The following is a 26,761-nucleotide window of genomic DNA, read 5'->3' on the forward strand; positions in this document are numbered from 1 at the left end:
CACCTCGGCCCGCCGCCTGAGCCGCGCCAACTCGGTAGGATTCAACTATGGACGCCCCACAGCCTGCCGACGGCCAGGACCCGAACAACACGCAGTCTTCCGAGCCCGGCCCGGAGCGGCGGAACCCCGACGTTCCTTCCGCTGCTCAGCCCGACGCGGTTCCCCGCGTCGGCCTCAACAGGGCCGAGTTGGGCAGTGAAGAATTCCTGTCCGCCAACGGCATAGCGCAGCTGACGGTGGTGGACTCGACAGGCTCCACCAACGCGGACCTCCTGCAGGGTGTGACCGTGGATCCCCGCGCCTGGCCGGACCTTTCGGTGTTGACGGCGGAGCACCAGACCGCGGCCCGCGGCCGGCTGGACCGCCACTGGGAGGCGCCGCCCCTGAGCTCCGTTTCCGTGTCGATCGTCCTCCGCCCGGTCAACGCTGAAGGACGGCCGCTGCCGACGCACAGTTACTCCTGGTTCTCGCTGCTCGCCGCGCTTGCGCTGCGTGAGGCACTCCTGGAAACGGCAGGAATACCGGCCGAGATCAAATGGCCCAACGACGTCATGGTGCGCGGCCGGAAAATCGCGGGCATCCTGGCGCAGCTTGGACCCATGGGGGACGGCTCCGTTCCGCCGGTGATTCTGGGCACGGGGCTCAATGTGACCCTTACTGCAGGGGAGCTTCCCGTTCCCACGGCCACGTCAGTGCTGCTGGAGAATGCCCGCACCGTGGACCGGACGGTACTCCTCAAGAGTTACCTTTCGCGGTTTGCCGCGCTCTATCGAAACTTCTGCAATGCCGACGGCGACCCCGCTGCCGGGATGGCAGGCGGACCCTCGCTGCACAAGCGGGTCGAGTCGGTCATGACCACCCTCGGCAAGCAAGTGCGCGCACAACTGCCCGGCGACCACGAGATCATCGGCCATGCCTCCCGCCTGGACGAATACGGTTCCCTCCTAGTGGTCGATTCGGCCCGGCACGAACACGTCGTGACGGCCGGTGACGTCGTCCACCTCCGGCCGTGGACCCCGCCTGGCACAGGCGGCGGTTCAGGAACCGAAACGGGCACCGGCACGGGCACCGCCGAAAGCGGATATGCGTAAAGACCTCCTGCCGGGTGAACAGGTCATCACTGTGACCCGGCCGCAGCCCCGGAAGCTCTTTTTTCCGGGGCTGCTGTTCATCGTTGCTCCTGCCCTGGGCGCCTTCGCCAGTGCCTGGATCGTGAAAGGCGAGCCAGCCAGGCTGGTTCCGCTGATCACCGGGGAATGGACGTTCTGGCTCGTCGCAGTGTGCGCCGGGGCCGTCGCGTGGATACTGTTGGGGTACTGCCTGCCTCGCGTGCTCCGGTGGCACGCTACGCAGTACGTCCTGACCAGCCGGCGGATAATTGCCCGTTATGGCATGTTGCGCAGGCGGGACATCCAGATCCCGCTCGCTCACGTCCATCACATAGGCGTCAGTCAGTCACTCTGGCAACGCATATTGCGGTCCGGGAATATATCGTTGGATACCGGACAGGGTGCGGATGCCGTCATCCCGGATGTGCCGGAGGCAGTGAGGTTCCGGAATTTCGTTCTCGATGCCATCGATGACCTGCCACCCGGTGTGGTCTTCGAGGCAGACCGGGCGCGGCAACTAGCCGGGGAAGCACAGTACTACCGGCCGCGGGAAACGGGAGAGCAGTGGGATTCGAGAGAAGGTGGAAGAGATGAGCGTTGAGAATGCCGGACCCGTGGACGAGGCCGAGCGGTCCGAGATGCCCTCACCGCCGGACGCAGTAGTGGAAACCGCCACCCTTGAAGCCGCTGTGCTGGAAGATGCCTCGCTGGACACAGTTTCGGTGGAGGCGCCCGTGCTCGAAACCTCCGTAGCCGGGGACCCCGCCGGCACGCCGTCGGCAACCCACCAGCCGATACCACACGACCCCGCCCCCTACGATCCGGCTCCGGCGGGCCGGCCGGCGGGAACATCCCCGTCTGAGGCACCCCCCACCGGGACACTCTCCGCCGAACGGCTCGCAGCCAAGGCGCTCGAAGCCAGGCTCCTTGGCGGTGAGCGAAAGCTCCGCCGCCGCGAGGTGGCGGCCGGTGCCGGACTGTCACTACTGTCAGCCCGCAAGTTGTGGCGCGCCCTGGGCTTTCCCAACCTCGGCGACGAGGACGTGGCCTTCACCGAACGCGACCAGGCGGCGCTGTCCACCGTGGTGGACCTGGTCCGCGCCGGGAAGCTCACCGAAGAGGCGGCCATCTCGGTGACCCGTGCCATCGGGCAGATGACTGACCGGATGGTGGTGTGGCAAATCGAAGCCCTGGTGGAGGACATGGTCCACCGGCAGGGCGTGTCGGACGCTGTGGCCCGCAAGCGGCTGGTCAATCAGCTCCCGTCCCTCGTGGACGCCCTCGAGGAAATGCTCGTTTACTCCTGGCGCCGGCAGCTCAACGCTGGTGTCCAGCGTCTTGCCGTGCGGGCCGAAGCCGGACTGCAGGCGAGTGAAGAGGGCCGCGAAGGCGATGAGGATGACGCGCCATTGCCCCTCGCGAGGGCAGTGGGCTTTGCCGACCTGGTCTCCTATACCAGCCTCTCCAGGCGCATGAACGAGAAGACGCTCGCCCAGCTGGTTCAGCGTTTCGAAAACAAGTGCGCCGAAATCATCTCGGTAGGCGGTGGCCGCCTGGTGAAGACAGTGGGCGACGAAGTCCTTTATATTGCCGAGACGCCTGCGGCGGGTGCCGAGATTTCCCTCGCCCTGTCACAGGCCTTTACCGAGGACGAGATCCTGCCCGAGGCCCGGGTTGCCATGGTGTGGGGCCGGATCCTCTCGCGTCTGGGCGACATCTACGGGCCCACTGTTAATCTCGCCGCCCGGCTGACGGCACTGGCCGACCCCGGCACGGTGCTGGTGGACTCGATGACTGCCGCCGCCTTGGAACACGACGAGCGGTTTGTGCTGGTGCCGCAAAAGGCCGAGGAAGTCCGCGGCTTCGGCGAAATCCACCCGGTCCTGCTGCAGCGCGGCAGCGGCCGTGGCCTCGTCCTGGACTGATGCCCCGGACCGTCCAGGTTTCTACATTTGATGGTCTTATGACATAGTCGGACTGACCCGGCTACGTTTCCAGTGGGTCTCAGCGTGCCCGGAATGCATTTCTCGTGGGGGAAAACCAGTAATGAAACGGCCATTTCGATCCGTGACGCCCAAATCGGAACCGACGCCGAACCGTCGGCGTGCGGGGATTCTCCGAGCCACGGTTTTTGCGGTGGCGGGTGCTGCTTTGGTGGCTGGTGCGATTATTTATCCGGGGTTCAAGACCACTGAGGTGGAGTTGAACGACGGCGGTGTGTGGGTGGTCAGTAAGACCAAGAACGCTGTTGGGCGGTTGAATTATCCGTCGCGGGTCCTCGACGGTGCGGTGACGCCGGCGAGTACTACGTTCGATATCCTGCAGAACTCCGGGAACGTTTTCGTTGATGATGAGACCGGCTCGACTCTGAATCAGGTCTCGCCGGCGAATATGCAGCTGGGCGGGGATAAGCAGTTGCCGGGTTCGGCTGATGTTAGTTTCGGTTCTGCCGTGATTTCGGTGACGGATGCGGCGAAGGGCAAGGTGTGGGCTCTTTCGCCGTCCACGGTGAACGGCTTCGATGAGGAAGCTACTGAACCTGCCGTGGTCGGTTCGGAGGGCCTGGTGTCCGCTGTCGGGACGGATGACCGGATTTACAGTGCGGATCCGAAGACGGGTGTTGTGACTGTGACGGCTGTTGATGCCAATGGTGAGACGACGTCGTCAGAGTCGGGCACGTGGGACGGTCTGAAGGGTGCGGGTGATCTGCAGCTGGCTGTGGTGGGGGATAAGCCGGTGGTCCTGGATGCGGGGCGGGGGAAGTTGTTCCTGCCGGGCGGTCGTGGGCTGGATCTGGAGAACGCGCGGGATGCGAAGTTGCAGCAGTCCGGTCCGGCGTCGGATGTGGTTGCGGTGGCGACGCAGAAGGCGTTGTTGAAGCAGCCGTTGGATGGTTCGACGGCGAAGACGGTGTCCTTTGATGGTGAGGGTGTTCCGGCGGCTCCGGTGCAGCTGGGCGGGTGTGTTCATGCGGCGTGGTCGGGGGCGAACAAGTATGTCCGTGATTGTGTGAATGATGCTGATGACAAGAACGTTGAGGTGCCGAAGGCGAGTGCATCGCCGTCGTATGTGTTCCGGGTGAACCGGGACCTGGTGGTGTTGAACGATGTGAACTCGGGCAATGTGTGGCTGGTGAACCAGAACATGCAGCTGGTCAACAACTGGGACGACGTCGTCCCGCCGCAGCAGACCTCGGATGACGCGGACAAGGATTCCGCGGACGAGGTGCAGCAGACCGTGCTGCCGGACCGGACCAAGCCCAACAGTGCGCCGGTTGCCAAACCGGACACCTTCGGAGTCCGCGCAGGCAAGACCGCCATCCTCCCAGTCCTGGATAACGACTCCGACCCCGACGGCGACATCCTCACGGTCCGCGCCCCGGATGCGATCAGCTCCGGGCTCCTAGCCCCGATCTACGGTTCCACCGGTTTCCAGGTCAGCGTACCGGCGGACAAGACCGGCTCCGAGAAGTTCAAATACGCTGTAGACGACGGCCGCGGCCTCAGCGCCTCCTCCGATGTCACCCTCAACATCATTCCGCCGGGGGAGAACTCGGCCCCCCGCCGGAAGCCGAACCGGAACACCACCCTCGTAGTGCAGGCCGGCAAGCTCGTCAGCCAGAACATCCTGACCGACTGGATCGACCCGGACGGCGACGACCTTTACGTGGTCAGTGCCAGCGGCAGCGACCCCCGCGACCAGGTCAAGGCCCGGCCGGACGGCCTGCTCAGTTTCCAAGACGCCGGCTCCGAGCCCGGCCGCAAAGTAGTCACCGTGACGGTCTCCGACGGCCAGTCCACTGCCGAAGACAAAGTCACCGTAGACGTGCGCGCCCCGGGAGCGCTTCCGCCGATCGCCAACGCAGACCACATTGTCGCCGTCGCCGGCGTGGACACGGTTATGGCGCCGCTGAAGAACGATTCGGACCCGCAGGGCGGAGCGCTCCGTCTCGCGCAGGTCACTCCCGACGGAAACTCCACTGCCACCATGGGAGCGGACCAGCAGACCTTCACCTTCAACTCCACTGCCGAGGGCGCACACTATGTGACCTACCTCGTGACCAACGGCCCGGCCAGCGCACAGCAACTGGTACGCGTGGACGTCGTTCCCGGCAACGGCGACGGCGCCCCGGTCGCCGTCCGCGACACCGCCTTGCTGCCCAGCGGCGGCAATGTGCTGGTGGACGTCCTCGGCAACGATTCGGACCCCTCGGGCGGGGTGCTGGTGGTTCAGTCCGTCACCGCGGCCGAGGGCCAGCCGGTCAGCGCATCGGTGCTGGACCACTCGGTCATCAGGATCACCGACATCCGGGCAGAAGGGCAGCTCAACGTCAAGTACACGATTTCCAACGGTAAGGCCTCCGCCAGCGGGGACATTGCCGTGCTGGTGGTTCCAGCACCGGCCAAGCTCCAGGCCCCGCAGGCCAAGCCGGACGAGGTGTCGGTCCGGGCGGGCGACGTTGTCACCATTCCTGTGCTGGAGAACGACACCGACCCCAACGGCGGCAAGCTCACCCTTGAACCCGAACTGGCGCAGAAGCCCGACGACGCCGACGGCCGCATGTTCCGCTCCGGCGGGACCCTGCGCTTCATCGCCGGGGACGTTCCCAAGACGGTCTATGCGATTTACAAGGTCACCAATGAATCCGGGCAGTCGGACTCCCAGCAGGTCACCATCCGCATCCGCGCCCGCGATGACGAACGGAACACCCGCCCCGAGCCGAAGAACCTGACCGCACGCGTGGTGGCCGGCATGGTGGTGCGGATGCCGGTGCCCTTGGACGGGATCGATTCCGACGGCGACTCCGTGCAGCTGATCGGCGTGGACAAGGCTCCGGCAATGGGAACGGCCGTGGTGAAGGACGGTTACCTCGAGTTCACTGCTACCGCAACGGCCGCCGGCACCGACACCTTCACCTACCGTGTCCGGGACCGGATCGGCGCCGAGAACACCGGCACCGTAATTGTCGGCATTGCCCCGCCGGAGGCCAACAACCAGAAGCCCATTGCGGTGGATGACGCCGTGGATGTCCGGCCAGGGCGCCAGATCGCCGTCGACGCGCTCAGCAACGACTCGGACCCTGACGGGGACCCCATCGGCCTGGTGGCCAACGGCTTTGAGGCACGCCCCGAACTCCGGGTCGAGAGCGCAGACGGGGGGAAAGTACTGCTCACGGCACCCGGCGCCGCGGGCAACGAAAGCGTCAGCTACAAGATCCAGGATGACAAGAAGGCCCAAGGCAGCGCCGTGATCCGGGTCCGGGTCAGTCCCGACGCCGCCCTGAGGTTCCCGGTCGCGCAGGACGATGTGGTCACGCCGGCCGAGACACTGGGCAAATCCGCCGTCGAGGTCCCGGTCCTCAAGAACGACTCGGACCCCGACGGCGTCGCCGCCGAACTCAAGGTCGCCCTGCCGGACGGCAATCCGAACGCGCGCGTCGGAGGTGACGGCACCGTCGTCGTGTCCCTCGCCCCGAAGGATCAGCTGGTCCCCTACACCGTCACCGACGTCGACGGCCAAAGCGCGACGGCGGTCATCTGGGTTCCCGGTCAAGGGGAACAACGCCCCACCCTGGCCCGCACCGACGTCCTGGAAGTGATGGCAGGCAAAGAAGCTACCATCGACCTGGGCGAGTACGTCCGCGTACGGGACGGACGCACCGCCCGGATCACCCAGGCGGACAAGGTAAGCGTCCAGGGAGCGGACCCCGGGAACATCATCACCGGCAACGGAAACGCGCTGCGCTACGCGGCGCTTAGTGACTACGTGGGGCCTGGCTCTGTCACGTTTGAAGTGACGGATGGTTCCGGTCCGGACGATCCGCAGGGGCTGAAGTCCACGCTGACCGTCATCACCCGGGTGATCCCGGACCCCAATGCCAACCACGAGCCCACGTTCAGCGGAACCGACCTCGAGGTGCCGCTGGCCGAAACTGCCAGCCTGGAACTGGGCAACCTGGCAAAGGACGTTGACGACGGGGACCAGGAGAAGCTCACCTTCGAGCTGGACGGCACACTGCCGGAAGGTTTCAAGGCAACCGTTGAGGGCCAGACGCTCAAGGTCAGCGCTGACTCCGGCATGGCCGCGGGTCGCAAGGGGATCATTCCGCTCAAGGTGACGGACGGCCGCTCCGGTGCGGTAAAGGCTGCGGTGACCGCGACCGTCGTCGCCTCCAACAGGCCGCTCCCCGCCGCCAACGAGGACGTCATCGACAATGCCAACGCCGGCCGGACCGAGAGCATCAACGTCCTTGCCAATGATTTCAATCCTTTCGAGGAAAACCCGCTCAAGATCATCTCTGCCACGGTTGAAACCGGTTCTGCCGCCGGTGCTCCTGCCGTGAACGGGGACTCGATTACCGTCACCCCCGCCGAAGGCTCCAAGGGAATCATGGTGATTCGCTACACCGTGCTGGACAAGACCGGGGACCCCTCCCGGCAGGCAAGCGGCCGTGTGCGCGTCACCGTCCGGGATAAACCGGATGCCCCGTCGGCCCCATCCGCAACGGACGTGCGCAGCCGCACCGCCGTTCTTAAGTGGGCCCCGCCCTCCGACAACGGGGCGGCCATCAGCAAGTACACTGTCACGTCCAGCGGCTTCAGCCAGGACTGCGCCACCACCACCTGCACGCTCAGTGGCCTGACCAACGACGTCAAGTACGTTTTCACCGTCACTGCCACTAACGAAGTGGGGGTCTCGGCGGCATCGGTGGCGTCCAACGAGATCAGGCCGGATGAGAAGCCCTCGCCTCCGGAGGCACCCACGGTAAAAGCCGGCGACAAGAACATGGTCATCGCCTGGCCTGCGGCGAAGACCGAGGGCTCAGCCGTCAAGGGCTACAACCTGGAGATTTCGCCGCCGCCGGCCAACGGGGTTGCCGTGAAGAACGGGGTCACCGGCCTGAACTACACCTGGCCGGGACTGACCAACGGCGTGCGCTACAAGGTCCGTGCCCAGGCCGTCAACGAGCTTGGCCCCTCCGACTGGGGCATCTACTCGTCCGAAGATAATCCTGCGGGGGTGCCCGCGGCTCCAGCCGCGCCAACGTCTGCCGTGGCCTCAGCTGTCGGAACCACGAACCAGCTGCGCGTTAACTGGTCGGAACCCGACACCAACGGTGATCCGATCAGGAACTACTTCGTCACGATGAGCGGAGGCGGCGGCGCGCCGCAGACCCAGACCGTAGCCGGGACAGTGCGCACCGCAAACTTCACGGCAAACAACTCCGAAGCTGAGTACACCTTTACGGTGCAGGCCGAAAACAAAGCGGGAAAGGGTGCCGTTAGCCCGCCTTCCGCGCCGCGGCGCGCCACCGGCAAACTCGGCCAGGTCTCGGGGGTCAGCGTTACCCCGGCAGACACCGGGGGAGCAGGGCGGAAGGTGACCGTCAACTTCAAGGAGCTGACCGCTGCCGAACGCAACGGCTCTGCCTACGGTGAAGTCAGCTACAGCTACAACGCCAGCACCGGCCAAGGCGGCCCCATCAAGCCGGGGCAAACCGTGGGTGGCTTCACCAATGGTGATGCCACGTCCATCACCGTGGTGGCCAACTCCACTGTGGCCCCAAGCTCGGACGCCAGCGCTGCAGCCAGGGCCACGCCGTACGGTGCGCCGGGAACGCCGTCGGCGTCGGGCCAGAACGGCGGCCAGAACCAGAAGTCCCTTAGCTTCAGCTGGTCCTCACCATCGACGGCGACGAACGACGTCGCTTACACACGGATCAATATCGATGGCCGAGGCTGGGAAACTGTCGCGGCGTCCGGAACGCGGACGGTGAACACCGGCGGCTTTGACGAACGGCACTCGATTCAGGTGCAGACCGTCAACTCCGTGGGCACCGGCGGGCCCGTTGCCGAAGCCACGGCCCAGTCCGGCCCGGCCAAGACAAATTGGGATGCCGCGGTCAACGGTTACCGCACGTGCACGGACGCGCCTGCCTCAGGGCAAACCTCGTGGCGGTCGCCGACGAACGCGGAACATACCTGCGACGGTGTCATCCGTGGCTATCCCTGGATCTACGGCTCCGGTCCGTCCTTCACGGTCAACTGCTTCATGTGGCGCACTGTGCCTGACGCCCGCGGGACCTATAAGTGGTACCGCATCAACACCCATCCTGACGGCCGCTTCGTGGGCCGGACCATCCAGGTCGGCAATACCACCCTGGGCGAACCCGAGAGTCACGGAATCCCGCAATGTTCATGACGGGCGTAGCCGCAGGTCAAGCGGTTGGGGAGTGCTCCCCATCGCGGTCCCGCGGCGGGTTCGGTAGGCTATCGCGGGAAACAGAGAGCCCGGTACCGGGTCTTTGGAAACGCTGCCCTGGGGGCGGCTGCGATTTTGAGGGATTTGAGAACTTGTGACTACTCTGTTCGGCAAGCTGGGTCTCAGGGATCGCCGCAGAAAGTTGGTTTCGGGCACCGCTTTTGCGGTGGCGGGTGCTGCTTTGGTGGCTGGTGCGATTATTTATCCGGGGTTCAAGACCACTGAGGTGGAGTTGAACGACGGCGGTGTGTGGGTGGTCAGTAAGACCAAGAACGCTGTTGGGCGGTTGAATTATCCGTCGCGGGTCCTCGACGGTGCGGTGACGCCGGCGAGTACTACGTTCGATATCCTGCAGAACTCCGGGAACGTTTTCGTTGATGATGAGACCGGCTCGACTCTGAATCAGGTCTCGCCGGCGAATATGCAGCTGGGCGGGGATAAGCAGTTGCCGGGTTCGGCTGATGTTAGTTTCGGTTCTGCCGTGATTTCGGTGACGGATGCGGCGAAGGGCAAGGTGTGGGCTCTTTCGCCGTCCACGGTGAACGGCTTCGATGAGGAAGCTACTGAACCTGCCGTGGTCGGTTCGGAGGGCCTGGTGTCCGCTGTCGGGACGGATGACCGGATTTACAGTGCGGATCCGAAGACGGGTGTTGTGACTGTGACGGCTGTTGATGCCAATGGTGAGACGACGTCGTCAGAGTCGGGCACGTGGGACGGTCTGAAGGGTGCGGGTGATCTGCAGCTGGCTGTGGTGGGGGATAAGCCGGTGGTCCTGGATGCGGGGCGGGGGAAGTTGTTCCTGCCGGGCGGTCGTGGGCTGGATCTGGAGAACGCGCGGGATGCGAAGTTGCAGCAGTCCGGTCCGGCGTCGGATGTGGTTGCGGTGGCGACGCAGAAGGCGTTGTTGAAGCAGCCGTTGGATGGTTCGACGGCGAAGACGGTGTCCTTTGATGGTGAGGGTGTTCCGGCGGCTCCGGTGCAGCTGGGCGGGTGTGTTCATGCGGCGTGGTCGGGGGCGAACAAGTATGTCCGTGATTGTGTGAATGATGCTGATGACAAGAACGTTGAGGTGCCGAAGGCGAGTGCGTCGCCGTCGTATGTGTTCCGGGTGAACCGGGACCTGGTGGTGTTGAACGATGTGAACTCGGGCAATGTGTGGCTGGTGAACCAGAACATGCAGCTGGTCAACAACTGGGACGACGTCGTCCCGCCCAAGAACCAGTCCAACGACCAGGACCAGGAGTCCGCGGACAACAACACGATCAACATCCTGCCGGACCGCACAAAGCCCAACCGCCCGCCGGAAACCAAACCCGACACTGTCGGCGTGCGGCCCGGGCGCACCACCATCCTCAGCGTGCTGGATAACGACTCCGATCCCGACGGCGACGTCCTGACGGCATCTGTGGGCGGTTCCGGGCCGACGTCGGGCACATTGCAAAGCATCTACGGCGGCACAGCCTTCCAGATCACGGTACCGGCCGACGCCAAGCCCGGCTCTGAAACGTTCAGCTACAACGCGGCGGACGGCCGCGGGCTCTCTGCCGGCGGGCAGGTTTCCCTGAACATCGTCGGCGCTGACGAGAACAAGCCACCAGTCTTCAAGCGGGGCGACCCCACCACCATGCTGGTGGAGCAGGGCAAAACCGTCAGCCAGAACATCCTGACCGACTGGACCGACCCCGACGGCGACGACCTCGTGCTGCTGGACGCCAAGGCGGACAACGAGCAGGACCAGGTCAAGGTCCGCCGCGACGGGTTGCTTACCTACCAGGATTCCGGGGCTGCACCCGGCAAGAAGACCGTCACGGTGTCCGTATGGGACGGCCGTGACACCACCACCGGGCAGGTGGTGGTGAACGTGCAGCCGCCGGGCGCCCTGACGCCGGTGGTCAACGCAGACCATGTCACCGCCGTCGTCGGCCAGGACCTCGTGATCGCACCGCTGAAGAACGACGTCGACCCCAACGGCGGAGCCCTCCGGCTTGCCCAGGTGGAAGCGTCAGGCCCCGCCGAACTCGGGCCCGTGACCGACGGCGGCACGTTTACGTTCCGCAGCGAGACCGCCGGTCCCGTCTACCTCACATACATCGCCAGCAATGGTCCGCAGAGCAGCCAGGGACTCATCCGTGTGGATGTGGAATCAGGCAAGGACACCGGGGACCCCGTCGCAGTCCATGACGTTGCCCTGATGCCCACGGGCGGCAGCGTGCTCCTCGACCCGCTGGCCAACGACTCCGATCCCTCCGGCGGGGTGCTGGTGCTCCAGTCGGTCCAGCTTCCGGAGAACACCACGGCCTCGGTCAGCGTGATCGACCACAGCGTGCTGCGTATCACCGACGTGCTGGGCACCAAGGACCCCTTCCTGTTCCAGTACACGATGTCCAACGGCAGGAAATCCGCCACCGGCAGCGTCTCCGTGGTCCCGGTGCCGGCGCCCGCCGTCGTGGAAGCACCCCAGCCGAAACCGGACGAGGTGAACGTCCGCGTCAACGACGTCGTCACCATTCCCGTGCTGGCCAATGACACCCATCCGCAGGGCCAGAAACTGACGGTGGATCCGGTGCTGCCGCAGGCAGTGGCGGAAGCGGACGGCAAGAGCTTCGTTTCCGAAAACACGCTGCGGTTCATCGCCGGACCGCAGCCCAAGACGGTCCGGGCCATCTATAACGCCGTGGACCCGCAGGGCCAGAAGAGCGCCGCGGCTGTCACCATCCACATCCTGCCGCTGGAAGGCGCCGAGAACTCCAGGCCGCAGCCAAAGAACCTGACGGCCCGGGTGGTGGCCGCCGGGTCGGTCCGCATTCCGGTGGACCTGGACGGCATCGATCCCGACGGCGACTCCGTCCAGTTGACCGGCATCGACAGCACCCCCAACATGGGTACTGCCACTGTCGGCAGCAACTTCATCGACTTCACCGCGGCGGGCGACGGCGCGGGCACTGACACATTCCGGTACAAAGTGGTGGACCGGCAAGGCGCCGTCAATACCGGCACGGTCACCGTGGGCATCGCGCCCCGCGGCGATGCGAACCAGAAACCCACTCCCGTTGACGACGACGTCCAGGTCCGTCCGGGCCGCCAGATTGCGGTGGACGCGATCGGGAACGACACCGACCCCGACGGCGACCCCATCGGCGTCGTTGCGGACGGAATCGAGGCGCCCGCAGAACTCCAGGCCACCGTGAGCAAGGCGAGCGGCCGCATCATCCTGCAGGCGCCGGCGAGCGAGGGGACGGTCAACGTCCGCTACACGGTGGTCGATGACCGCGGTGCCTCTGCCCAGGCCACCATCCGGGTGAACGTGCGGAACGACGTGCCGTTGAAGGCCCCCATCGCGAGGGACGACCGCGTGACGTCCGCGCAGACACTGGGCAAGACCGCCGTGGACGTTCCCGTGCTGAAGAACGACGAAGACCCGGACGGTGTGGGCGAGAACCTGAAGATCGCCACGGATGCCACCACTGCCCGGCCGGGAACGGACGGCAACATGGTGGTGGAACTGACGGAGCAGCCCCAACTGATCCCCTACACGGTCGAGGACGTGGACGGCCAGAAGTCCACCGCCATCATCTGGGTGCCCGGCATCGGACAGCAGGTACCGACGCTTGCCAAGGACGATGTACTCGAAGTCATCGCCGGACAGTCCGTGACGGTGGACCTGAAAGAGTGGGTCAAGGTCCGTGACGGACGGTCGCCCCGCCTCACCCAGACTGACCGGATCAAGCTGATCGGCGCCGACGGCGGTGACCCTGTGGCCGGAAACGGCACGGCGATCAACTACGCGGCCGGGCAGGACTACGTGGGCCCGGGCTCCATCAGCTTCGAAGTCACCGACGGCAGCGGACCGGATGACCCGGCCGGCCTGAAATCGACCCTTAGCATCCGGACCAAAGTGCTGCCGGACCCGAACCGGAACAACCCGCCCACGCTGCTGGGAAGCTCCGTTGACGTGCCCAAGGGCGAGTCCGCGGAGATCGACCTGGGCCGGCTGACCTCGGACCCTGACCGCGATGACGTGGACAACATGAAGTACGAGCTGGCGGGGGACAGCCCGGCCGGTTTCAATGCCCGCATCGACGGCAAGACGCTTAAGACATCCGTGGACGGGGCCATGGCCACCGGCACCTCGGGCACCGTGCAGGTCAAAGCGAAGGATCCGCGGGGACTGGAAGCAACGGCTACCTTCCAGCTCGCCATCACGGCCTCCAACCGGCCGAAGCCGGTGGCCAGCGACGACGTCGAGCCCAACGCGGCGGCGGGTAAGCCCGTGACCGTAAATGTTCTCGCCAACGACTCCAACCCGTTCCCCGAGACGCCGCTGAAGATCGTGCAGGCGTCCGTTGAAACCGGGCTCGGCAACGTGGAGGTCGCCGGCAGCAACGTCACCGTCACGCCTGCTTCAGGCTTCACCGGGACCCTGATTGTGGTCTACACGGTGGAGGATAAGACGGGGGAGACCTCCCGGCACGCCACTGCCAGGGTCCGGCTGACGGTCAAAGACAAGCCGCTGCCTCCGGCCACGCCGCAGGCCCAAAGCGTGGGCGACCAGACCGCGCTGCTCAACTGGACGGCACCTGCGGACCGCGGCTCGCCCATCACCAAGTACACGGTGTACGGTGAGGGCGGCTTCCAGCAGGCCTGCCCGGCCAACAGTTGCACGCTCACAGGCCTGACCAACAACACGAAGTACCACTTCCAGGTCACTGCCACGAACGAGTTCGGTGAATCCGAGCGGTCACCGGCGTCAGCCGAGGTCCGCCCGGACGTCAAACCCGACACCCCCGTTGCGCCTGCGCTCAAGTTCGGCGACAAACAGCTCTCCGTAACGTGGACGGCCCCGGCCAGCAAGGGTTCGCCGGTCAAGTCCTACGACCTGGAGATCTCTCCGGCCCCGGCCGGGCAGAACGCCCAGATCCAGAACCTGACCTCGCTCAGCTACGTCTGGAAGGGGCTGCAGAACGGGGTCGCCTACAAGGTCCGGGTCCTGGCACGCAATGATGCCAAGGAGCCGTCCGAGTGGAGTGCCTACTCCGCCGCGGAAACCCCCGCCGGCGTCCCGGTCACCCCGGCCGCGCCGAGCGCGACGGCAGCGCAGTCTGTCGGAACGCAGAGCCAGCTCAGGGTGACCTGGACGGCCCCGAACAACAACGGCGACGCCATCTCTGCCTACACGCTGACCACCTTGAGGGGCGGTGCCGTCGTGACCACCCAGCAGGTGTCCGGGACGTCGCAGAACGTCACGGTGGACAACTCCGAGTCGGGGTACACCTTCACCGTGTCGGCCACCAACAAGGCGGGCACCTCCGGCACGAGCGCGCAGTCCGCGGCCGTCCGGGCGGTGGGCAAGCCGGACATGGTGGGCCAACCGACCGCGACGTTGAAGGACACGGGCGGCGACGGCGGGAAGATCGATGTCAGGTTCCCCGTCCTGACCGATGCCCAGCGGAACGGATCGACTCCCGGTGAGATCACCTACAAGTACCGGCTGACATCGGGCGGCGGCAGCGGCAACATCGCCGCCGGCGGCGGAACTGTCGCGGCAGCCAACGGCACCGATACCGCCGTCGTCGTGTGGGCTGTCTCGTCCCGCAGTTCCACCGCAGGCGATGCAAGCCCGCCATCAAACGTGGTGAACCCCTACGGGCTGGCCTTCGCGCCGACCGTGACGGGCAGCAACAGCAGCGGGGTGGGAGACAGGACCGTTTCCTGGAACTGGAACCAGCCCAGCGGCAACGGCCGTGCCGTGACGGGCTACCAGTACAGCCTGGACGGCGGCGGATGGGTCAGCACCGACCAGCGGTCCTTCTCCAAGAGTGTGGGCTTCAGCGAGACCCACACGCTGCGGGTCCGCGCCATCAGCGCCAACCAGCCCGGGCGCATCGGCAGCGATACCTCGCGGAGCGGAGCGGAACCACCGCCCCCGGCCCCGACGTCGTGGGACATCCGGGCTACTCCGGTCCGAACCTGCACGGAGCCGAACAGCAGCACCAACAGCTACCGGAATTCCAACCCGGACCAATGCCTTAGCCCGGGCCGCTGGTTCGACACGGGCTACACCGCGCAGGCGGACTACTACGTGGTGTGGAGCGGCCGGGTCTGGTACCACCTCACCTCGGGAGCGGCCGGCGGCAACTTCGCGCGCGGCGACACCACGTCGCTAGGCACCAACCCGCCGGGAGGCATGCCGCGGCGGTAGGGCGCGGTCATGACGGCGCCAACAACAACAAATAGACTAATCGCTGGACTAAGCGGGCAACGGCCCGAAGATTCACCCGAACCCGGAAGAGGATTCACCCATGACCATGACAACTGAGCAGGCCGACTGGTTTGCAGGAACGTTCGAGAAGCTCGTTGCCAACGTAGGACAGGCTGTGCTGGGCAAGTCCCACGTCATCCGCCTGACCTTCATGGCCATGCTCGCCGAAGGGCACGTCCTCTTCGAAGACGCGCCGGGCACCGGGAAGACTTCCCTGGCCCGTGCCTTGGCGGCCACGGTGCAAGGCTCCAACAACCGCATCCAGTTCACTCCGGATCTTCTGCCGTCGGATGTCACGGGCGTGACGATCTATGACCAGAAGACGCAGAAGTTTGAGTTCCACAAGGGCCCCATCTTCAACAACATCGTGCTCGCGGACGAAATCAACCGGGCCTCGCCCAAGACGCAGTCCGCGCTCCTGGAGGTCATGGAGGAATCCCGGGTCACGGTGGACGGCACCACGTACGAGGCCGGCCGACCGTTCATGGTGATGGCCACCCAGAACCCGATCGAGCAGGCGGGCACCTACCGCCTGCCCGAAGCCCAGCTGGACCGCTTCCTGATCAAGACGTCCATCGGCTACCCGGACCACGCGTCCACAGTGCAGCTGCTGGGTGGCGCCAACCTCAAGGACCGGTCCAAGCAGCTCTCCGCGGTCATCACCACCCAAGCTATCGCTGACATGGCTGACCTCGCCGCCACCACCCACGTGGACACCGCTGTGCTGGAGTACATCTCACGGCTGTGCGAGGAGACCCGCAACGCCCCGGAGACCCGGCTCGGCGTCTCGGTCCGAGGTGCCCTGGCCATGGTCCGGGCGGCCAAGGTCTGGGCCGCAAGCCAGGGCCGCAACTTCGTCCTGCCGGACGATGTGAAGGACCTCGCCAGCGTGGTCTGGACCCACCGCTTTGTGATGGACCCGGAAGCGGAATTCTCCGGCGCCACCGCGGAGGCCGTGCTGGCCCGCGTTCTGACGGACGTCGCTGCCCCGCAGCAGCGCGCCGCCGTCTAGATGGTGCCCCTGCACTATTCCGGCACATTCACCGCGCGAACAAAGGCACAGATATGTCCAGCAGCACTCCGTTGACCCGGCTTGCTGAACGCCTGAAAAGGCCGTTTTCAGGTGAGGGGAGGGCCTCCCGGCTGCACCCCGCCGTCATGTGGTCAGAGGCTGTCAGCACGGCCGGCCTCGCGCTGGCGCCCGCCTGGTCCAAGGTCCGGGAACTCTGGCTGAAGTACGTGTGGCCGGTTCTTTCGGTCGTGAGCGTCCTGGGCTGGTCCGTCCTGGCCGCATCAATCCTGCTGTGGAGCGTCGGCCAGTCCTACGGCTGGCAGGAGGCGAAGGCGGCGGCCGTGGCGGCCTTCGTCCTCTTCGTCCTTGCCGTCGGGTTCATCCTGGGCCGTTCCTCCTACGGGGTGGTTTTGGACCTCGCCAGGACAAGGGTGGCCGTGGGGGACAGCGCCGTCGGAAGCATCGCGGTCTCCAATACCTCCGCACGCCCCCTTCTGCCATCTGCCTTGGAACTCCCTGTGGGAGCCGCCACCGCCGTGTTCCACCTGCCGCGGATGAAACCGCAACAGGTCCACGAGGACCTCTTCACCATCCCCACGGCCCGCAGGGCCGTCATTGTGGTGGGCCCGGTGCGCTCCGTCCGGGCCGACCCCCTGCACCTGCTGCGGCGGCAGGTGCTCTGGACTGAGCCGGAAGACCTCTACGTGCACCCGCGGACCGTTGCCCTGGCCGGTTCCGCCGCAGGCTTCATCCGCGACCTCGAAGGCATGCCCACCACCGACCTGTCCAGCGCCGACGTTTCGTTCCACGCCTTGCGCGACTACGTGCCGGGCGACGACCGCCGCCACATCCACTGGAAGACCACCGCACGGACCAACAAGCTCATGGTGCGCCAGTTTGAAGAGACCCGCCGCGCCCACCTGGCCATCTCGCTGTCGATCAACACCGACGAGTACGACTCCGAGCAGGAATTTGAGATGGCCATTTCCGCCGCCGCGTCCATCGGCCGCCAGGCCATTCGCGAGCAGCGCGAACTCGATGTCCTCACCCAGAAGGGTCCCCTGCGGTGTGAAACCGGCCGGAACATGCTCGACGACATGACCCGGATCGTGGGCATGCCGATGCGGAAGACCGCCGTCGACCTTGCCCGGACGCTGGCGGACACTGTCCCGAACGCTTCGGTGGTCTTCTTTGTGGTGGGCAGCCGTGTCACCCCCGCCCAGCTCCGCTCGGCAGCCGCATCCGTTCCACCGGGAGTGCGGAGCCTCGCCGTCCGCCTCCAGACCGGGGCCGCGCCTGCACGTGCCAACATCGCGGACCTGACAGTCCTGACGCTGGGCGACCTGTCCGACCTCGCCATCATCCTCAGAAAGGCGGCTGCATGAGCTCCGCGCCCGCACTCCGCCAGCGCAGGCAGCCCGCGCAATCACAACCGTCCGCCTTCAGCGACGGCCAGCCCGCCTGGCATTTCGCGCTCGACGCCGGGGCCCTGGTTGTCCTGCTGGGGCTGGGGGTCCTGGGCTTCAGCCTGAGCTTCGGCGGCGACCCCTACTATTTGATCGCCGGATTCGGCGGCATCCTGCTGGGCCTTGGCATTGCCGCGGCCAACGCCCACTTCAGGCTCGGCACGCTCATCACCGCCGCCGCCGTGCTCGGTTCCTACCTGGTTCTTGGAACACTGCTCGCCGTGCCGGACGCGGCCATCGCCGGCTTTGTCCCGACGCTCGAGTCACTGCGGACCCTTCTGCTCGGCGTCGTCTTCGCCTGGAAGGACATGCTCACCGTGGGTGTACCGGTAGGCACCGCCGGCGGGATGCTCATTGTTCCGTTCCTCAGTGCCCTCCTCACCGCGCTGGCCGCGGGACTCATGACCTGGCGGCTGAAGAGCCCGTATTGGCCGCTCCTGCCCGTCCTGGTGCTCTTCGTGACCGGCATCGCGTTCAGCACCAACGCCGGCTTCCTCAACGTGGAGCGGGGCATCTCCCTCACGGTGGTGGCCGTGGCGTGGGCAACCTTCCGCCGCGACGCACACCGGCGCAGCGACACCCGCAAGGTGTCCGTCAACCGCCCTGAGTCGGATGCCGCCACCGCCCGCCGCGCCAAAGTGCGCCGGCTCGGTTCCGCCGCCGGCGTCATCGCCGCCTGCGTTGCCATCACGGCTGTGGCTTCGCCCCTTGTCACCGCCGGCGATGACCGGACGGTCCTTCGAAACGTGATCGTTCCGCCGTTCGATCCCAAGGACTACATCACCCCGCTGGCGAGCTTCCGTAACTTCGTCAAGGACAAGAAGGACGACAACCTGTTTGTGGTGAAGGGCCTGCCACGGGACGGGCGCGTCCGGCTCGCTGCCCTTGACGCCTTCAACGGCACCAACTACAACATGGACCCGGACAGCTCCGGCAACTTCAGCAAGGTGGGGGATGCCAAGTCCCTGAACACCCTGGCCGGCTCCGACGGTATTGTGCCCAGCAACGACTACACCCTGGACATCACCATCGAGGACTACCAGGGATACTTCCTGCCGGGCGGCCGCCGCACCACCGGGATCAGCTTCACCGGCGAATCGTCCGGTGCAGCGTCCGGGCTCTACTTCAACTCCGGAACGGACACCGCAGTCACCACCAGGGGCCTCGCGAAAGGCGATGCGTACAGCGTCCAGGTGTCCGACCCCGCCAAGCTCGAACATGGCCAGCTGACGCAGTACGACTTTGCCAAGGTGGCGCTCCCGGACGCAGCTGAAGTGCCGCCTGTGGTCGGCTCACAGGCCAACGATTTGTCAGCCGACGCTCCGACGGCAATCGACCGCGTCCGGCAGATCGAGGCGCATTTCCAGAAGAAAGGCGCGTTCAGCAACGGCCTGATCGACGAAGGCCAGCTGCCCAGCGTCTCAGGGCACGGCTCGGCACGCATCCGCAGCCTTCTGACCGCCAAGCAGATGCTGGGCGACGACGAACAGTACGCGGTGGCCATGTCCCTGATGCTCCGGCACCTGGGCATCCCGTCACGCGTGGTGATGGGCTTCTACCCGGACCCCAAGAGCCCGGAAAACGGCGCCGGCGAAGTCAAAATCACCGGCAAGGACGTCCACGCCTGGGTTGAGGTCGCTTTCGACCGCGTCGGCTGGGTGTCATTCGACCCCACGCCGCCCAAGGACAACGTCCCGATTCCGCCGGACCCGGAAAACAAGTCCAAGCCCAAACCGCAGGTCCTGCAGCCGCCGCCTCCGCCGCAGGAGCCGGCAGACCTGCCGCCGGACTCATCCCCGGACGCACTGGACGCTGACCAGAAGAAGAACAATCCCTGGCTGTTCTGGGGCCCCATCCTCGCGGCACTTGGAATTGCCCTGATCCCCATCGGGATCCTGGCGCTGCCGCTGCTGCTCATCGCGCTGCTCAAGAGCCGGCGCCGCAAGGCCCGGTTCTCCGACGGGCACCCAGCCCAGCGTGTCGGCGGCGGCTGGAACGAAGTGGTCAGCCTCGCAACGGACATGGGCGCCGCCATCGATACCCGGGCCACCCGCCGGGAGTCCGCCGTCGTCCTGGGTGAGGCATTTCCGGGAACGGCGGGCACCACCACCCTGCTGGCCCGCCGCGCTGATGCCTCCATTTTCGGTGCCGGCCAGCCGAGCGAAGCGGAGGTCCAAGAGTACTGGACCATTGTGGACGGCTCGCTGAAGGAAATGACAGCTACGGTCGGTTTTTGGAGACGGCAGGCTGCCCGGTTCTCGCCGCGCTCCCTCCTGGCAGACGGCCGGACCGCACTCAGCCTCCGCGGTTTCAGGCTTGTCCGGACGGCAAAAGATGATCCCGCGGGTAGGGTGGTGGACGGTCCGCCCCCGGCGCCCGGCCAGGTTGCCGGCCAGCCGGATGTCCCGGCAGCAACGCCGGCTCCCGGACAGGCACCAACACCCGCACCATCCGGACCGGAGAATGAACACACCGTGCTGAGGCGCGATCTGAGAGAGAACCGCAACGAACCATGACGCATGACGCCGAGCGCTGCCAGCGCTGCCAGCAGTTGATCCGTCCCGGAGCGACGTTCTGCCCTGCCTGTGGTGCCCCGCTGAGCAACCGGGCCGCCCGCAATGACCGCAACATAGACCACTCGCAGCGGGAGCTGATGGATCGGGCCGCCGCGCACGGCAGCCCGATCCCCGGTAGTATCCCCGTAGTGCAGGCCCGGACGGAAGCCGCCGGACCCGGCGCTTACGAACAAGCCGCCAGCCCCGGCGCCTATGGACAAACGGTCCAGGCACAGGGCGGGCACGTACAAGGGGGAGGTACCGGAATGGGTGGCAAGCTGGACGTGGTTCCCGCGGCGGCCGGACGACGCCTGGGCGCCGCCGTGCTCGACTGGGTGGGACCGGCCGCGCTTCTCATCGTGATGTTCACCATTGGATTCGCCAGCATCACGCGCACCCAGAGCGGCGGCTTCATCATCTACGACACGGGGTTGCTGGTACTGCTGGGCGGCATCGCCGTCGGCCTCACCGTGGTCTACATCCTGGTGCTTCTCGGAATTGAGGGCCGCTCCGGCAACACGATCGGCAACCGGCTGATGGGAATCCGCAGCACGGACCAGGACGGCTACGCCCCGGGCGCCGGCGCCCTGTTCCTGCGCGGCCTCATCACCGGGGCAGGGATCCTCCTGACCGTAGTGGCGGCAGTGTTCGTGGTGGTTTTCAAGTGGTTCGAGGCGGCCCTGTGGATCCTCGCACCGCTGGCCCTGCTGGGTGTCGCCTGGGCCTGCGTCGTGGTGGTGTCCAATTCCTGGGACAAGAACGGCAAGCGCAGCGGCTGGCACGATACCGCAGCCAAAATTCTCATGTTTGATGTCAACGCCGGCCGGAACCCCCTGACTACCGGGGGAATCCAGGGCCCCTACAGCTTCGCGCCGCTGGACCTGCCCCCCGTGCAGCAGGTCTCTTCGCCCGTTGCGGGTGCGGCTGCAAGGCCGGCCCAGGCCGTGCCCGTTCAAGCTCCGGAGCCGCAGCAGGGGTTCAACCAGCCTGTCGCCATCCCGCAGCCACCCCTGAACCCGAACCAGTGGCAGCCGCCTGCCATGCCCCAGCCGTTGGCGGGCGCCGCCGTACCTGCCTCCGCCCCGTTTGCGGCGCCCGCGCCGTCTGCGGCGCCCGTCCCGGTCCGGGCGCAGCCCGCACCGGACCCGGTCCCGACCAGGACCCTGCCGGATCCGGCCGTTCAGAACCCTGCAGTTCAGAACCCGGCCGTTCAGATGCCCCCGCAGGGGTGGGCCCTCCATCCCGACGACGACCACGACCGGACGCAGATGCGGGGACAGACCGTGCCGGCGCCGGAGGCCGTGCTCCGGATCAGGCTGGACGACGGCCGCGACTTCGAGCTTGACCAATCGGTACTCATCGGCCGGAATCCCGGCGGCCTCCCCGGCGAACACGTCGCGCAGCTGCTGGCTGTGGCCGATCCCGGCCGTTCCATCTCCAAGACCCACCTCCACCTTCGGGCGGACAACGGGGGAATCTGGGTCACCGACCGCAACTCAACCAACGGCAGCGCCGTCACCACTCCGGACGGCATCCGAACTGTTTTGCAGGCCGGGGAACCCGCCTACGTACGCCCAGGGTCCACCGTGCATTTCGGTGACCGCACCTTCCACCTAGGACAGGCATGAATCCCCAGCCGGCAGCCGCCACCTCCGCAACGGGCAGGGAGCCCGGACTCCAACTGAGCTGCGGCTACGGTACAGACCGTGGCCTCCGCCGGGAACTCAACGAGGACTCCTTCATTGCATCCGATCCCGTGTTCGCCGTGGCGGACGGCATGGGAGGCCACGAAGCGGGCGAAATCGCCAGCGGAATCTGCGTGCGGACACTCGCCGGAATGCCGCAGCTGGCCACCGGGGAGAGGACAGCCACGGCCGCCGTCGTCCAGCAGTACCTGGTCAGCGCCGACGAACGGATCCGCACCGCCACCGGGTCCAGGGCCGGCACCACCCTCTCCGGAGTAGTGGTTGTTGAGCAGATGGGTGCGCCGTACTGGCTGGTCATGAACATTGGCGACTCCAGGACCTACCGGCTGAGCCAGGGCGAGTTCGCGCAGGTCACCGTTGACCATTCCGAGGTCCAGGAGCTTGTGGACGCCGGTGAGATCACCAGGGAACAGGCGGCGGTGCACCCCCGCAGGCACGTGGTGACCCGCGCCCTGGGCACCGGCGACGAGACGGAAGCCGACTACTGGCTGCTGCCCGTTGAGGAAGGCGACCGCATCATGATCTGCTCCGACGGGCTGAACGCCGAGCTGACGGACGATCACATGTTCCGCATCCTGAGCACCGTCGGCCACCCCCAGGACGCCGTCGACGCCCTGATCCAGGCCGCGCTGCGCAGCGGCGGTCGGGACAACGTCACCGTGATAGTTGTGGACGCCAAAAACGTAATGAACGACGCCGGAACGGACACCGCGCCCCGGCCCGCCGCGGGCGTCGAAGACGAGGACACCCTGCCCCGCGCCCAGGTGCCGGACAGTACCGAAGTGGACACCGAGGAGCTTCCCGAGGCTCCCGGTGCCGTCCTGCCCGCGGACGCGCCGGACTCCGCGAACGATTCCGTGACCGACACCGAGGGCCGCCACGATGGTCTCAAGTAGCTACACCCCGGGCACCTGGCTTGGCGTGGTCCGGGCGGGAACCGCGGTGCTGCTGCCGCCCGCGACGCCACACGCGCTTGTGGACTCGCTCTGGGAACTTCTGGGCGGCGAGCCTGAGGTCCACGAAGTACTTCACGCGGTGACCAGTGCCTCCTCCGGCTCGCTGGCGCAGATTCCCTGGTTCGGCATTGTGGACTTCCGGGAATCCCTGCGGGTCTTCCTCCGCGGCGACATCGAGCTGAAGGCACACCTCGCCGCGGACGAAGTGGAATTGAACGGCAGCGACGTCACCACGTGGACCGAGCGGCGCCTCAGCGAACCGGAATGGTACAGAGTGTCGGTTCCAGGCAACGCGGCCGGTGCAGCTGAACTCCCGCTCGGGGAGGGGGTTGTCCTGCTGCAGAGCCTCACTGCGGGCCGTGTTCCCGGTGCCAGGCCGTCCCGGCCGGCAGCTCCCGTCCTTGAGGTGCCCCTGACGGAGCTGCCCTCGCCGCAGGAGCAGGACTCCGTCCAGGTCCCGGTTGTGGTGCCTGTCGAGGTCCCGGCATCCGAACCGGTCCGCGGCGTGCCCGCTGAAGCCGTGGCTGCTGATGGCGTGCCCCCTGCCGAAAGCGGTGCCTCGGCAGAACACGGTGCATCCGCCGAAACCGTTATAGGCATACCCGACGAAGACTTCGAAAATGCCGATGACGGCGTCACGGTGCTGCCGGATGACACAGGTTCGGAGCAGGCAGGATGGGACAACGCCGTGGCGGACGTGCCCGGTGCCGCCGCTCCCGCTGAATCGCAGGATCCGGCGCCCGCGAACGAGCTGACTGGAAGCTACGACCACCTGTGGGAAAAGACCGTGGTGCGGCGCATTGAGGACGCCGCGGTGCGGGACGAGCCCGAGGACGAACCTGCCGCGGCCGATGCAGAGGCGGCGGTGGCGGCGGAGGAAGACAGCCCGGAAGAAGCCGTCGACGTTGCCGGTGACCAGCAGCCGACGGCAGCGCAGGAGCAGCAGCCTGCCCCCGTGCAGCCCCTCATCCCTGCGGATCAGGGCGCCCTGATCGACTCCGTTCCCTGGAACACCGGTGGCGAAAGGCCGGCCCGGACCTCCGGGCCGCCGTCGTTCGTTCCGGCATCCCCGGGTGTCGGATCCCATGAGATACCGGACCGCGGCAGCCCGGCCGCATTGCCGCCGGCTCTCGAAGGCGACCACGACGGCCAAACGATCATGAAGAGCGACCTCGCCGGGCTCGGGACCGCACCTCAGGTGCAAGCCCCGGCCGGCGGAAGCGAACCGGCCACCGGGCCCATGGTCCTGGCCCGCGTCTGCCCGCAGGGCCACGCCAACCCGCCCACGCATTCGCAGTGCGCCGGCTGCGGCATGGCGCTGGGGCAGGACGCCGTGCAGGTCCGGAGGCCGCGGCTGGGCCGCGTCCGGGTTTCAACCGGTGAACTGATCGACCTGGACCAGTCCTTGGTGATCGGCCGCCAGCCGTCGGTTTCCAGGGTTCAGGGCGGAGGCATGCCGCGGCTCGTCCAAGTGGCCAGTCCCAGCGGTGACATCTCCCGGTCCCACGTTGAGGTCCGCCTCGAAGGCTGGCACGTGATGCTGTGCGACCTCAAGGCCACGAACGGCACCCTCCTGGTCCGGGAGGGTCAACCGCCCAGGCGCCTCGCCCAGAACGAAATGGCCATTCTTCTTGACGGTGATATTGCAGAACTCGGCGATGACGTGTCGCTACGGTTCGAGGAGATTCTATGAGTGCCAAGCGGCCTGTAGCCCCGCCGCCCGCCATTCCAGGATTCACGTATGTCAGCCTGCTGGGTTCGGGCGGCTTCTCAGACGTCTACCTGTATGAACAGGACAGGCCGCGCCGCAAGGTGGCCGTCAAGGTGCTTCTCTCCGACCTGAAGACAGAGGGTGCCCGGCGCCGCTTCGAATCCGAAGCGAACCTGATGGCGCAGCTGTCCTCGCACCCCTACATCGTCACCATCTTCGAAGCCGAGGTCACCGAAGACGGCCACTCCTACCTGGCCATGGAGTACTGCTCCAGGCCCAGCCTGGACGTCCGCTACCGGCGCCAGCGGTTCAGCGTGGACGAGGTCCTTGCTGTCGGAATCCAGGTGGCCTCCGCCGTCGAGACCGCCCACCGCGCCGGCATTGCCCACCGCGACATCAAACCGGCCAACATCCTGGTGACCGATTACAACCGTCCGGCACTGACTGACTTCGGCATCTCCGGCACCCTCGGCAGCGACACTGATGAGGACGCCGGGATGTCCATTCCCTGGTCGCCGCCCGAACAGTTCCGGGACGGTCCGGTGGACGGCGTGATGGTGGACGTGTGGGCCCTCGGTGCCACGCTGTATACCCTTCTTGCCGGTCGATCCCCGTTCGTCCTGCCGGGTGCGGACAATTCCCAGCGCGAACTGATTTCCCGGATTACCAACTCGCCCGTGCCACGGCTGGGGCGTGCGGACGTTCCCGAATCGCTGGAACTCGCGCTGGCCACGGCCATGGCCAAGTCGGCAGCCTCGCGGTACTCCTCGGCCCATGCCTTCGCGCTGGCCCTGCAGCGGATCCAGGCTGAACTGAATCTCTCAGTCACGCCCTTCGAGGTCCTCGAGGAGGCACACGGCGAGGAAAACCATCCGGACGACGGCTTCGAAGAAACCCGGGTCCGCAGCATCGCCTCGGTGGACCCCGACCAGACGGGGAACGCTCCGACGTTCCCGGCCAGGACACGTCCCGCTGCCTTTACTCCTGTCGTGCCGGTGGCACCGCCGGCAGGGCCCGTCCCCGGGCCGGTCCCGGGACCGGGCGCCCGTCCGGACCTACACGATGACTGGTCGCAGGGCACCATGCTGCGGGGGAGCGTCGCGTCAGGGCTGCAGCCCGGCGGTGGCCACGATGCCGCCGACGACGCGACCGTCCACCGTGGTGCTCCAGGCCGCCCGGCCGGGTGGCAGGGCGGCCCTGCGGGCCGGGATGACCGGGGCGACGAACATGTAGCCGCCACGGTCAACAGGCCGCAGGCGCTGCAGGAGGCGACGGCGGAAGGCCCCGTCGACCACAGCAAACGGAACCTCTGGCTGTCCGTGGCCGGCGGCGCCGTGCTCGTCGTCGCCGTCGTGGTGGGGTTGGTGCTGGGTGCGTCCCGGCCGGAACCGGTGGTTGAGCCCACCGGACAGGTTTCCAAGCCGCCGGCTGATGCCATCGGGGACGGGACGGTTCCGGACGTCACGAACATCAAGGCCGTCACGGAAGCAGGCAAAGTCCGGTTCACGTGGACCAACCCGCAGCCCAAACCGGGTGACACGTACAAGTGGCAACTGACTAATTACGGTCAGGAGGAGGGGCCCTTCCAATCCAGCAAAGAGGCCCAGGCCGAAGTGGCTTATGGCAAAGCGGACTTCTTTTGCATCAAGGTCATGATTGTCCGCAGTGACGGGTCCGCGTCTCCGATGACCAGCCGGGACGCATACTCATGCATGCCGTCGTGAC

12 protein-coding genes are annotated in these 26,761 nt (G+C 66.5%); all 12 read left to right on the forward strand.

Going from position 1 to position 26,761, the window contains the following annotated elements; all coding sequences use genetic code 11:
- The first annotated feature begins 47 nt into the window (after nucleotides 1-47).
- The 12 genes from JOE41_RS17445 (at nucleotide 48) to JOE41_RS17500 (ending at nucleotide 26,760) form a co-directional block, all read left to right on the forward strand.
- Nucleotides 48-1,091 (forward strand): biotin--[acetyl-CoA-carboxylase] ligase, encoded by a 1,044-nt coding sequence (locus JOE41_RS17445; protein ID WP_011691144.1) that lies wholly within the window; start codon nucleotides 48-50, stop codon nucleotides 1,089-1,091.
- Nucleotides 1,084-1,710, forward strand: coding sequence for a PH domain-containing protein (locus JOE41_RS17450; protein ID WP_209753094.1), 627 nt, complete (start codon nucleotides 1,084-1,086; stop codon nucleotides 1,708-1,710). Before JOE41_RS17445 ends, JOE41_RS17450 begins: the two co-directional genes overlap by 8 nt.
- On the forward strand, nucleotides 1,700-3,034 hold the full coding sequence (locus JOE41_RS17455; RefSeq protein WP_245200758.1) for an adenylate/guanylate cyclase domain-containing protein: 1,335 nt from the start codon (nucleotides 1,700-1,702) through the stop codon (nucleotides 3,032-3,034). The genes JOE41_RS17450 and JOE41_RS17455 overlap by 11 nt, the downstream gene beginning before the upstream one ends.
- A gap of 121 nt (nucleotides 3,035-3,155) precedes the next feature.
- Entirely contained in the window at nucleotides 3,156-9,311 is a 6,156-nt protein-coding gene (locus JOE41_RS17460) for an Ig-like domain-containing protein (protein ID WP_209753095.1), read from the forward strand.
- A gap of 154 nt (nucleotides 9,312-9,465) precedes the next feature.
- Nucleotides 9,466-15,570 carry an Ig-like domain-containing protein gene (locus JOE41_RS17465; RefSeq protein ID WP_209753096.1) on the forward strand — a complete coding sequence of 2,035 codons (6,105 nt, stop codon included), beginning with the start codon at nucleotides 9,466-9,468 and terminating at the stop codon, nucleotides 15,568-15,570.
- A gap of 100 nt (nucleotides 15,571-15,670) precedes the next feature.
- A complete protein-coding gene (locus JOE41_RS17470; protein WP_209753097.1) occupies nucleotides 15,671-16,642 on the forward strand; it encodes a MoxR family ATPase in 972 nt (323 codons plus the stop codon).
- A gap of 53 nt (nucleotides 16,643-16,695) precedes the next feature.
- A complete protein-coding gene (locus JOE41_RS17475; protein WP_209753098.1) occupies nucleotides 16,696-18,027 on the forward strand; it encodes a DUF58 domain-containing protein in 1,332 nt (443 codons plus the stop codon).
- Nucleotides 18,024-20,624, forward strand: a complete 2,601-nt coding sequence (locus JOE41_RS17480; protein ID WP_011691151.1) for a transglutaminase domain-containing protein — start codon at nucleotides 18,024-18,026, stop codon at nucleotides 20,622-20,624. Before JOE41_RS17475 ends, JOE41_RS17480 begins: the two co-directional genes overlap by 4 nt.
- Nucleotides 20,621-22,291: an RDD family protein gene (locus tag JOE41_RS17485; protein ID WP_209753099.1), complete on the forward strand. Its 1,671-nt coding sequence runs from the start codon at nucleotides 20,621-20,623 to the stop codon at nucleotides 22,289-22,291. Before JOE41_RS17480 ends, JOE41_RS17485 begins: the two co-directional genes overlap by 4 nt.
- Nucleotides 22,288-23,265, forward strand: a complete 978-nt coding sequence (locus tag JOE41_RS17490; protein WP_011691153.1) for a PP2C family serine/threonine-protein phosphatase — start codon at nucleotides 22,288-22,290, stop codon at nucleotides 23,263-23,265. Before JOE41_RS17485 ends, JOE41_RS17490 begins: the two co-directional genes overlap by 4 nt.
- Nucleotides 23,252-25,018, forward strand: a complete 1,767-nt coding sequence (locus tag JOE41_RS17495) for an FHA domain-containing protein (protein WP_209753100.1) — start codon at nucleotides 23,252-23,254, stop codon at nucleotides 25,016-25,018. Before JOE41_RS17490 ends, JOE41_RS17495 begins: the two co-directional genes overlap by 14 nt.
- Nucleotides 25,015-26,760, forward strand: a complete 1,746-nt coding sequence (locus tag JOE41_RS17500; RefSeq protein ID WP_209753101.1) for a serine/threonine-protein kinase — start codon at nucleotides 25,015-25,017, stop codon at nucleotides 26,758-26,760. Before JOE41_RS17495 ends, JOE41_RS17500 begins: the two co-directional genes overlap by 4 nt.
- Nucleotide 26,761: the final 1 nt, after the last annotated feature.

The sequence above is a fragment of the Arthrobacter sp. PvP103 genome, assembly GCF_017833075.1.
Lineage (GTDB): Bacteria > Actinomycetota > Actinomycetes > Actinomycetales > Micrococcaceae > Arthrobacter.